2 pseudogenes are annotated in these 1374 nt (G+C 66.9%); both read left to right on the top strand.

Annotated features, from left to right (window positions below):
- Window positions 1–185: 185 nt before the first annotated feature.
- Window positions 186–950: pseudogene (gene istA / locus ACF1BH_RS30880) on the top strand (IS21 family transposase); the annotation flags it as partial.
- Window positions 943–1374: pseudogene (locus tag ACF1BH_RS30875) on the top strand (ATP-binding protein); the annotation flags it as partial. The pseudogenes istA and ACF1BH_RS30875, both read left to right, overlap by 8 nt.

Below are 1374 nucleotides of genomic sequence, written 5' to 3'. Positions count from 1 at the left end.
CGGATTCTGTGAACCTCCGCGTCCCGGCACCGGCCGCCACTCGGCCCGGTGTCGGCGTACGGGCTCTGATGCAGAGGTGCGTACGGGTTGATCTGCAGAGGTGATCCGGCGTGTCGGGCCGGGTCACGGGGCGGTGAGAGGAGCCTGTCGCTGACGTTGTGCGGCGACGAGGGAGGCTCCCGGGCATGCTGCTGGAACCTGAGCGGTGGCTGGAACTGCGGCGCTTCCGGGCTCTGCATGAGGCGGGCGCGAGCATTTCGGAGATCGCTCGGGAGACCGGTCTGAACTGGCGCACGGTCAAGAAGTATCTGGAGAGCGACGGGCCTCCCAAGCCTCCGGCTCCGGCGCCGCGGTCGGATATGGGCAATCAAGTGATCAAGCCGTGGGCGCATGTGATCGATGCCTGGCTGCGGGCCGAGGTGCTGCTGAAGGCCGCGGTGGTCCATGAGCGCCTGGTCGAGCAGTACGGCTTCCCGCACCACTACCAGCGCGTCAAGATGTATGTGCAGCAGGCCCGTCCCAGGATTGCGGAGGAGCTCGGATACACGCCGCGGGAGCTGGCCCGCCTCCACCGCCGGTTCGAGGTGGTGCCCGGCGCCCAGGCCCAGGTCGACTGGGGCGACGAGGGCGGCATCCTGGCCCATGTCGGGATCCCGAAGGTCTACTCCTTCCACATGGTCCTCTCTTACTCTCGGGATCCGTTCTGCTGCTTCACCACCAGCCAGAACCTTGCGGCTTTCTGGGAGTGCCACCGCCGGGCGTTCGCGCACTACGGCGGGGTGCCCGGCGTGATCGTCTACGACCGGACCAAGACCGTGGTCCGCCGCCATGTCGCACCCGGTGAGGCGGTCCCTTTGCATCCGGAGGCCGTCGCGTTTGCCGGGCACTACGACTTCGACATCGACGTGCTGGCCGCCTACCGTCCCACCGGCAAGGGCCGGGTCCCTCGCGTTCGTCGAGGCCAACGCCAACGTTGCCCTGCTGGGCCCGCCGGGAGTAGGAAAAACACACCTCGCGGTCGCCCTGGCGGTCGCCGCCTGCCGGGCTGGCTACACGATCTACTTCACCACCCTCGACGACATGGTCCGCCAGCTCAAAGCCGCTGACTCCATCGGCCGCCTGGCCAGCAAACTCCGCACCTACCTGCGGCCCAACGTCCTCGTGGTCGACGAGGTCGGCTACCTACCGCTGGAGCGTGACGAGGCGAACCTCGTCTTCCAGATGCTCTCCAAGCGGTATGAAAAGGGCTCCACCTTGCTAACCTCGAACAAAAGTTTCAGCGAGTGGGGACAGGTCTTCGGCGACGACGTCCTGGCCACCGCCATCATCGACCGCCTCCTCCACCACTGTGAGATCCTCGCGATCAACGGTGCC

Origin of the sequence: Streptomyces sp. NPDC014733, from assembly GCF_043083385.1 — a bacterium.
Lineage (GTDB): Bacteria > Actinomycetota > Actinomycetes > Streptomycetales > Streptomycetaceae > Streptomyces.
The sequence above is the reverse complement of the archived record's forward strand: the minus strand, read 5'-3'. Positions and strand labels throughout refer to the sequence as shown.